We start from the raw sequence: 9194 nt of genomic DNA, 5'->3' as shown, positions 1-9194 counted from the left end.
ACCCACCCCCCCCCCTCCCCCCCCACCCCCCCCCCCCTCCCCCCCCCCCCCCCCCCCCCCCCCCCCCTCCCCCCCCCCCCCCGCGGGCCCTCAGCCGTCCAGCTCGGCGATCTTCGCGGTGGACGGCTCGCGGCGCGACTGCGCGGCGCGGGCCGTGAAGTCCGCGCTGCGCAGCACGCGCTGGACGTTGCCCCAGGTGAGCAGGGCCAGGTCGGACTCGGGCCAGCCGCGGTCCAGGAGCTCCGCGATCAGACGCGGGTAGCACGAGGTGTCGGTGAGGTCCTGCGGATGCGCGGCCCCGGAGTCGTACGTCCCCGACAGGCCGACGCACTCCGGGCCCGCGACCGCGCGCACATGGTCGAGGTGATCGGCGACGTCCCCCACCGACGGCCCCGTCTGCTCCGCCGTGAGCGGCACCAGGCACAGCCCGTGGGCGGCGCCCAGCTCGGCCAGCACGTCGTCGGGCAGGTTGGCCGGGTGGGGGCGCAGCGCCCGGGCCGCGGAGCGCACGAAGACCACCGGGGCCTTGGAGACGGCGAACGCGCGGCGGACGGTGGCGTCGGAGGCACCGGAGAGGTCCGGGAGCACGCCGAGGCGGTTCATCTCACGGACCACTTCCTCACCGAACCGGGTCAGACCCGTCCCGCTCGCCCAGCTCGTCCCCGTCAGCGTCAGGAACCGCAGACCCAGCAAGCGCAGCGCCCGCAGGATGCCCAGGGAGTCACCGATGGCGGGAGCACCGGCGGGACCGAGCAGCACGGCGATACGGCCGCAGTGCCGGGCGTCGGTGATCTGACCCGCGCTGTACGCGAGCCGCAGGCCCTCCGGGTGGGTCTGGACCACCGTCTTCACCAGGTCCAGCTGGTCCAGGGTCGCGCCGACCGCCCGGTCGCCGGCCAGCCCCTCCGGCAGATGCAGCGACCAGAACAGCGCGCCCACATGGCCCGCGCGCAGCCGCGGCACGTCCGTGTCGAGCGAGCTCTCCCCCAGCTCCAGGTCGTACCAGGGCAGGTGCCGCAGCGCCCAGGGCAGCCCGGTGTAGCCGTCGGCGACCGGATGCTCGGCGAGGAGGGCGCGGGCGCGCTCCAGCGCGTCGGAGGAGGCGGCCGCCTCCTCCACCCGCGACGCGGGACCGGCCCCGGGCAGCGCGGCGGGCCGGTCGAGTCCGCCCACCTCGGCGGTGGTGTGCAGGTCGTCCTGGAGGTCTGCCATGGCCGGCTCCGTACGTCAGCGTGATCGCAGTACCGTCACCGTCGCACGGGGGCCGGAGGGCTTCCTGGTGGGTGCGGCGTTCGGGGGTACGGCCCTCCGAACGCCGCACCGCTCAGCCGTCCAGCTGCTCCAGGGTCGCGTTCGACGGACCCCGGCTCGCCCGCAGGTCGCGGGCCACGTCCTCGGCCGCGCCCAGCACCCGCACCGCGTTCTGCCAGGTCAGCTTCGCGAGGTCGGCGCGGGACCAGCCGCGGTCCACCAGCTCCGCCACCAGGTTCGGGTAGCCCGAGACGTCGTCGAGACCTTCCGGGGTGAACGCCGTGCCGTCGTAGTCGCCGCCGATCCCGAGGTGGTCGACGCCGGCGACCTCACGCATGTGGTCCAGGTGGTCGGCGACCGTGGACACCGTGGCGACGGGACGCGGGTTCGCCTCCTCGAAGGCACGGTGCACCTTCATCCCCTCGGCGGTGGTGTCGAGGTGGTGGAGGCCGTGCGCGCGCATGTTCTCGTCCGCCGCGGCCGTCCAGTCGACCGCCGCCTGCAGGACGAACTTCGGGACGAACGTCACCATCGCCACGCCCCCGTTGGCGGGCAGCCGCTCCAGGACGTCGTCCGGGATGTTGCGCGGGTGGTCGCACACCGCCCGCGCGGAGGAGTGGGAGAAGATCACGGGCGCGGCGCTCGTGTCGAGCGCGTCCCGCATCGTCGTCGCCGCCACGTGCGAGAGGTCCACGAGCATGCCCTCGCGGTTCATCTCCCGGACCACCTCGCGCCCGAACGCCGACAGACCGCCCACGGCCGGCACGTCCGTCGCCGAGTCCGCCCACGCGATGTTGTCGTTGTGCGTGAGCGTCATGTAGCGCACGCCCAGCGCGTACAACCCCCGCAGTGCACCGAGGGAGTTGTCGATGGAGTGCCCGCCCTCCGCGCCCATCAGCGAGGCGATACGGCCCTCCGCACGCGCCGCCTCCAGGTCCGCGGCGGTCAGCGCGGCCCGCAGCTCCTTCGGGTGGCGGTCGATCAACTGCCGTACGCAGTCGATCTGTTCGAGCGTCGCGGTGAGGGCGCCCGGCAGGTCCGAGCGCACGTACACCGACCAGTACTGCGCCCCGACCCCGCCGGCGCGCAGCCGTGCCAGGTCGGTGTGCAGGTGGGCGCTCTGGTCGGCGGCGAGGTCGCGGGCGCCGAGGTCGTAGCGGACCTGCTCGCGCAACGCCCAGGGGAGGTCGTTGTGCCCGTCGACCACGGGGAAGTCGGCGAGCAGTTCGCGGGCGAGGTCCAGGGAGGACATCCGGGTCACTTCCCGAACCCGAAGCCGCCGCCCGCGCCCTCGACCTTGGTGCGCAGCCGCTTGCCCTTCTCGGTCGCCTGGTCGTTCAGCTCCTGCTGGAACTCCCGCATCCGGGCGAGCAGTTCCTCGTCGTGCGCGGCGAGGATGCGGGCGGCCAGCAGGCCGGCGTTGCGCGCACCGCCCACGGAGACCGTCGCGACCGGGACGCCCGCGGGCATCTGCACGATGGACAGCAGCGAGTCCATCCCGTCGAGGTACTTGAGCGGCACCGGCACGCCGATGACGGGCAGCGGGGTGACCGAGGCGAGCATGCCGGGCAGGTGGGCGGCGCCGCCCGCGCCCGCGATGATGGCCTTGAGACCGCGCTCCGCGGCGTGCTCGCCGTACGCGATCATCTCGCGCGGCATCCGGTGCGCCGAGACGACGTCGACCTCGTAGGGGACCTCGAACTCGTCGAGCGCCTGGGCGGCGGCCTCCATGACGGGCCAGTCGGAGTCGGACCCCATGACGATGCCGACGACGGGCGACTGCGGGGACGTGCTCATTCTGTGATCGTGCCTCTCAGATAGCCGGCTGCGTGCCGGGCGCGATCGAGGACGTCGTCCAGGTCGTCGCCGTAGGTGTTGACGTGGCCGACCTTGCGGCCGGGCTTCACGTCCTTGCCGTACATGTGGATCTTGAGCTTGGGGTCGCGGGCCATGCAGTGCAGGTACGCGGAGTACATGTCGGGGTAGTCGCCGCCGAGGACGTTCACCATGACGGTCCACGGCGCGCGCGGGCGCGGATCGCCCAGGGGCAGGTCGAGGACCGCGCGGACGTGGTTGGCGAACTGGGAGGTGATCGCGCCGTCCTGGGTCCAGTGGCCCGAGTTGTGCGGGCGCATCGCCAGTTCGTTGACCAGGATGCGGCCGTCGCGGGTCTCGAAGAGCTCCACCGCGAGGTGTCCGACGACGCCGAGCTGCTGCGCGATGCGCAGGGCCAGCTCCTCCGCCTCCAGCGCCAGGGCCTCCGGGAGGCCGGGCGCGGGGGCGATCACCGTGTCGCAGACGCCGTCGACCTGCCGGGACTCCACGACCGGGTAGGCGACCGCCTGGCCGTGCGGCGAGCGCACCACGTTGGCCGCGAGCTCCCGCACGAAGTCGACCTTCTCCTCGGCGAGGACCGGGACGCCCGCGCGGAAGGGCGCGGCGGCCTCCTCGGCGGAGCGGACGAACCAGACGCCCTTGCCGTCGTAGCCGCCGCGGACGGTCTTGAGGATCACGGGGAACCCGTCGCCCTCGGCGGCGAACGCGGCGACGTCGTCGACGTCGCTCACGATCCGGTGCCGCGGGCACGGGACGCCGATCGCGTCGAGCTTCGCGCGCATGACGCCCTTGTCCTGGGCGTGCACGAGCGCGTCGGGGCCCGGGCGGACGGGGATGCCGTCCGCCTCCAGGGCCCGCAGATGCTCGGTGGGTACGTGTTCGTGATCGAAGGTGATCACGTCGCAGCCCCGCGCGAAGTCACGCAGCGTGTCGAGGTCGCGGTAGTCGCCGACGACGACATCACCGACCACCTGCGCCGCTGAATCCTGCGGGGTGTCACTGAGGAGCTTGAACCTGATGCCGAGCGGGATGCCCGCCTCGTGTGTCATACGAGCGAGCTGCCCCCCGCCGACCATGCCGACTACCGGGAACGTCACGCTCCAAGAGTATCGGCCACACCGGGACGGCCGGATTCCGTCCCCCGCGGACCCCGCGGACCCCCGCTGTCCGGGCGTCCGTCCGCCCGTCTTTGCCCGCGTGTCCGCCCGTACGCGGGCGCCGCCGGGGGCCGCTGGTTAGCATGGCCGGGTTGACGTATCCGACCTATGCATCCGACCGACGGGGGCTGGCGACACGATGGGCAGTGGTTCCACGGACGTGCGCGCGCCCCGCAGCACGGTGCGCGAGCGGTTCGACCGGCTCCTGCGCGAGGTCGCGAAGTTCGGCGCCGTGGGAGCCGTGGGCACCCTGGTCAACTTCGGCGTCTCGAATCTGCTGTGGCACACCACGGACCTGCAGGCCGTGCGGGCGAACGTGATCGCCACGGTCGTCGCCATCGGCTGCAACTACGTGGGGTTCCGGTACTTCACCTACCGTGACCGGGACAAGAGCGCCCGGACGAAGGAGCTGACGCTGTTCCTGGCGTTCAGCATGGTGGGTCTGGTCATCGAGAACGGTGTGCTCTACGCGGCGATCTACGGCTTCGGCTGGGACAGCCCGGTGCAGCGCAACGTCTTCAAGGTCCTCGGCATCGGGATCGCGACGATGTTCCGCTTCTGGTCGTACCGCACCATGGTGTTCCGCTCGCTGCCGGAGAGCGGGACGGTGGCGAGTGCCGAATCGTTCCTCGAACCGCGGCCGCACCAGGCCGAGCGGCCCGCGCAGCGCGTGCCCTGATCCCGTTCCCGGGTCTCCCCCGGCCTCCGGCCCGTCGCCGGGTGCTCCGCCGGGAAGGCGGGTCGGTCAGCGGACCGTGGGCTCCGTCTCACCCTCTGCCGGCCTCTTCAGGGGCGTGCGGGACAGGAAGAGCGCGAAGACCGGCGGGTGCGCCTGCAGCATCTCCAGCCGTCCGCCGTCGGCCTCCGCCAGGTCCCGGGCGACCGCGAGCCCGATCCCCGTGGAGTTGCGGCCGCTGATGGTGCGCTCGAAGATGCGCGCTCCCAGGTCGGCGGGGACGCCCGGTCCCTCGTCCGTGATCTCGACGACGGCCTGGTTCCCGGTGACGCGGGTGCGCAGGGCGACGGTGCCACCGCCGTGCATCAGGGAGTTCTCGATGAGGGCCGCGAGGACCTGGGCGACCGCGCCCGGGGTGCCAACGGCCCGCAGATGCCGCTTCCCCGAGCTGACGATGGCGCGGCCGGCGCTGCGGTAGGCGGGCCGCCACTCGGCGAGCTGCTGGAGGATGACCTCGTCGAGGTCGAAGGAGACGGCGGAGCCCGTGCGCGGGTCGCGGGCGTTGGTGAGCAGCCGCTCCACGACGTCCGTGAGCCGCTCGACCTGCGTCAGCGCGATGGTCGCCTCCTCCTTCACGGTGTCCGGGTCGTCGGTGAGGGTGATCTCCTCCAGCCGCATGGACAGCGCCGTGAGGGGCGTACGGAGTTGGTGCGAGGCGTCCGCGGCGAGCCTGCGCTCCGCGGTCAGCATGCGGGCGATCCGCTCGGCGGAGGAGTCCAGCACGTCGGCGACCCGGTCCAGCTCGGGGACGCCGTAGCGCTTGTGGCGCGGGCGGGGGTCGCCGGAGCCGAGCCGTTCCGCGGTCTCGGCGAGGTCGGTGAGCGGGGAGGCGAGGCGGTTGGCCTGCCGTACCGCGAGCAGGACGGCGGCGATCACGGCGAGCAGCGCGACCGCGGCGATGATCAGGAGCGTCCGTCCGACCTCGCGGGTCACCGAGGAGCGCGGCTCCTCGACGGTGACGGTCTCGCCCTCCTCGCCGGTGGCCTGGGAGTGGATGACCTCACCGGTGGGCGGGGTGCCGATCTTGATCGGCGCCTGCCCGGGGATCCGGATCTCCGCGTAGCGGCCCTCGGCGACCTGGTCCCGGAGGATGTCGCCGCTGATCCGCTCGTCCCCGAGGATGCGGCTGTCCACGATGCTGGCGAGCCGCAGGGCCTCGGAGTCCACGCGTTCCTGGGCGCTGTTGCTGATCGTCCGGGTCTCGACGATGACGAGGGACACACCGAAGACGGCGATCACCACGAGTACGACGGCGAGCGTGGACTGGATGAGTCGTCGGCGCATGACCTGTCACCTGGGGAGCGGAGGGGCTGGGCTGTCGTCCTTCGGCCCGTCGGCCCGTCGGACGGTGGGACCCCTAGCTCTTCTCGAAGCGGAAGCCCACGCCTCGTACGGTCGCGATGTAGCGGGGGTTGGCCGCGTCGTCCCCCAGTTTCTTGCGCAGCCAGGAGATGTGCATGTCGAGGGTCTTGGTGGAGGACCACCAGGTGGTGTCCCAGACCTCGCGCATCAGCTGGTCGCGGGTGACGACCCGGCCGGCGTCGCGGACGAGGACCCGCAGCAGGTCGAACTCCTTCGCCGTGAGCTGGAGTTCCTCGTCGCCCATCCAGGCGCGGTGGGACTCCACGTCGATCCGCACGCCGTGGGTGGCGGGCGCCTGCTGCGGCTCCGTGGCACCGCGCCGGAGCAGGGCCCGGACCCGGGCGAGCAGTTCGGCCAGCCGGAACGGCTTGGTGACGTAGTCGTCGGCGCCCGCGTCGAGGCCGACGACGGTGTCCACCTCGTCGGCGCGCGCGGTCAGGATGAGGATGGGAATGGTGTGGCCCTCGGCACGCAGCCGCCGGGCCACTTCCAGTCCGTCCATGCCGGGCAGCCCGAGGTCCAGCACGACCAGGTCGATGCCGCCCTGGATGCCGGCGTCGAGCGCGGTGGGTCCGTCCTCGCGCACTTCCACCTCGTACCCCTCCCGGCGCAGGGCGCGGGCCAGCGGCTCCGAGATGGACGCGTCGTCCTCGGCGAGCAGTACACGGGTCATGGGCTGATGGTAGTCCGCCTCGGACGGGCGCCGGGGCGTGATCGGCAGCCGTGATTCTCACCTTCGGCCCGGGGCTCCGCGGCGGGTGTCCGGGGACCGTCCCGCGGGGCGCGATGACGGACGTCACCTCCGGCTGTGGGATGCGATCCTGAGGAAGACCTTGGAATAAACGTCCGCGGTTGCATTCTTACCTGTGATCCATGTCTCAAGTCCTTCCATATGCCGCATTCACATGTCGTATGGTGACCAGACGCCTGTAGCACCACACGGGGACCTTTGGCGCGAGTTCGATGCTGAAGGTCTCTTTTGTGTGCGGGCTGGTGTTCGCCAGCCTTGAAAGGAATGACCTGTGGCCGGGCCCCGAGCGCATCGACGCGTGCCGGGGCGTGGATCCCGGTGGTCGTCGTCCACGGCTTCGTGACCCGGAGCCGAATCCCCTGGGCGTGGGGGCGGACGCCGGTCCCGCCGGTGCCGGCCGCCCCCCACCGGGCGCGCTCCCGCCCCCTGGTACCCGGCTTGCCCGGGCCCGGGGGACCCCCCGTGCGGCACGCCCCGACCAGCAAGGAACGACCATGGCGTCCAGCCTGACGAAGGACTCGGTCACTCCGGGCACCCCCGGTTCCGAGAAGTCCTTCTTCGGCCACCCCCGCGGACTGGCCACCCTCTTCATGACCGAGATGTGGGAGCGTTTCTCCTACTACGGCATGAGGGCACTGCTCCCGCTGTACCTCGTCGCTCCGGGCGGCCTGCACCTCAGCGCGGCGACCGCGACCGCGATCTACTCGGTCTACCTGTCCCTCGTCTACCTGCTCGCGCTGCCCGGCGGCTGGTTCGCCGACCGGGTGCTCGGCCCCCGCAAGACCGTCGCCGTCGCCGGCGGCGTCATCATGCTCGGCCACCTCACCCTGGCCCTGCCGAACTCCGGCACCTTCTACGCGGGCCTCGGCCTGGTGGCGATCGGCTCCGGCCTGCTGAAGGCCAACATCTCCACGATGGTCGGCCACCTCTACGACGGCCCGGACGACCCGCGCCGCGACGGTGGCTTCACCCTCTTCTACGTGGGCATCAACCTCGGCGCCTTCGCCGCGCCGCTGGTCATCGGCACCATCGGTGAGAACGTCAACTGGCACCTCGGCTTCGCGCTCGCCGCGCTCGGCATGGCCCTGGGTCTGGTGCAGTTCCTGCTCGGCGGCCGCCACCTGAGCGAGCGTTCCGACGTCGTCCCGACGCCGCTGTCCGCCGAGGAGAAGGCCGCCACGCTGCGCAAGTCCGCGCTGTGGGCGGGCGTCGCCGTGGTCTTCTACGCGATCGTCGGCTTCTCCGGTCACTACACGCTGAACTGGCTGCTGGTCCCGATCACGCTCGCCGGTCTGCTGATCCCGGTCATGGTCATCGCGCGTATCAAGCGCGACAAGGAGCTCGACCGGGTCGAGCAGTCGAAGATGTCCGCGTACATCTGGTTCTTCGTCGCCGCGGCCGTCTTCTGGATGATCTACGACCAGGGCGGTTCGACCCTGTCCCTGTTCGCCGAGAAGTCGGCGGAGAACAGCGTCTTCGGCTGGGAGTTCCCGGTCTCCTGGTACCAGTCGGTCAACCCGGTCATGATCATGGCCTTCGCGCCGGTGTTCGCGTGGCTGTGGCTGGCGCTGAACCGGCGCGGCAAGGAGCCGAGCACCGCGGTGAAGTTCGCCTCGGGTCTGATCCTGATCGGCGCGTCCTTCTTCCTCTTCCTGGCCCCCCTGACGATCGCCGAGGGCGGTCACAAGGCGGCCGCGATGTGGCTGGTCGCGATCTACTTCGTGCAGACCGTGGGTGAGCTGACGGTCTCCCCCGTCGGCCTCTCGCTGACGACGAAGATGGCGCCCGCGAAGTACGCCTCGCAGATGATGGGTGTCTGGTTCCTGGCCGTCACCGCCGGTGACGCCACGACCGGTCTGCTCTCCATCGCCGGGGTGGACCTGAACAAGACGGGCATCGTCACCCTGGAGGCCACGCTCGCCGCGGTCGCCGGATTCGCGGTGTGGATGTACCGCAAGAAGGTCAAGCAGCTGATGGGCGACGTCCGCTGACGCGCTCTCGTCCCCAGCCGTGACGTGAACGGAGAGGGGCGGGGGGGGGGGGGGGGGGGTGGGGGGGGGGGGGGGTTGTTTGGGGGTCGCGGCTGTGTGTGTTTGGGGTG

8 protein-coding genes are annotated in these 9194 nt (G+C 71.8%); 2 read left to right on the top strand and 6 right to left on the bottom strand.

The features are described from left to right. Nucleotides 1-90 precede the first annotated feature (90 nt). The 4 genes from ACZ4NT_RS37920 to ACZ4NT_RS37905 form a co-directional block, all read right to left on the bottom strand. Entirely contained in the window at nt 91-1212 is a 1122-nt protein-coding gene (locus tag ACZ4NT_RS37920) for a dipeptidase (protein WP_121402535.1), read from the bottom strand. A gap of 112 nt (nt 1213-1324) precedes the next feature. Then, entirely contained in the window at nt 1325-2503 is a 1179-nt protein-coding gene (locus ACZ4NT_RS37915) for a dipeptidase (RefSeq protein WP_467729935.1), read from the bottom strand. A gap of 5 nt (nt 2504-2508) precedes the next feature. Beyond that, on the bottom strand, nt 2509-3048 hold the full coding sequence (purE, locus tag ACZ4NT_RS37910; protein WP_121402533.1) for a 5-(carboxyamino)imidazole ribonucleotide mutase: 540 nt from the start codon (nt 3046-3048) through the stop codon (nt 2509-2511). After that, nucleotides 3045-4184, bottom strand: a complete 1140-nt coding sequence (locus ACZ4NT_RS37905; protein WP_121402532.1) for a 5-(carboxyamino)imidazole ribonucleotide synthase — start codon at nt 4182-4184, stop codon at nt 3045-3047. The genes purE and ACZ4NT_RS37905 overlap by 4 nt, the downstream gene beginning before the upstream one ends. Nucleotides 4185-4383: 199 nt before the next feature. Here ACZ4NT_RS37905 and ACZ4NT_RS37900 point away from each other — a divergent pair, with 199 nt between their 5' ends. Further along, a complete protein-coding gene (locus ACZ4NT_RS37900) occupies nt 4384-4923 on the top strand; it encodes a GtrA family protein (protein ID WP_121402531.1) in 540 nt (179 codons plus the stop codon). Between the two features lie 66 nt (nt 4924-4989). Here ACZ4NT_RS37900 and ACZ4NT_RS37895 read toward each other — a convergent pair whose 3' ends face one another. Then, nucleotides 4990-6264, bottom strand: a complete 1275-nt coding sequence (locus ACZ4NT_RS37895; RefSeq protein ID WP_121402530.1) for an ATP-binding protein — start codon at nt 6262-6264, stop codon at nt 4990-4992. A 73-nt stretch (nt 6265-6337) separates the two neighbouring features. Beyond that, nucleotides 6338-7015 (bottom strand): response regulator transcription factor, encoded by a 678-nt coding sequence (locus tag ACZ4NT_RS37890; RefSeq protein WP_121402529.1) that lies wholly within the window; start codon nt 7013-7015, stop codon nt 6338-6340. Between the two features lie 572 nt (nt 7016-7587). Between ACZ4NT_RS37890 and ACZ4NT_RS37885 the strand changes: the two genes are divergently transcribed. After that, nucleotides 7588-9084, top strand: coding sequence for an oligopeptide:H+ symporter (locus ACZ4NT_RS37885; protein WP_467729931.1), 1497 nt, complete (start codon nt 7588-7590; stop codon nt 9082-9084). Nucleotides 9085-9194 lie beyond the last annotated feature (110 nt).

The organism is Streptomyces sp. NPDC026417 (genome assembly GCF_055567695.1).
Note: the sequence above shows the minus strand (reverse complement) of the source record. Positions and strands in the feature narration are given on the sequence as shown.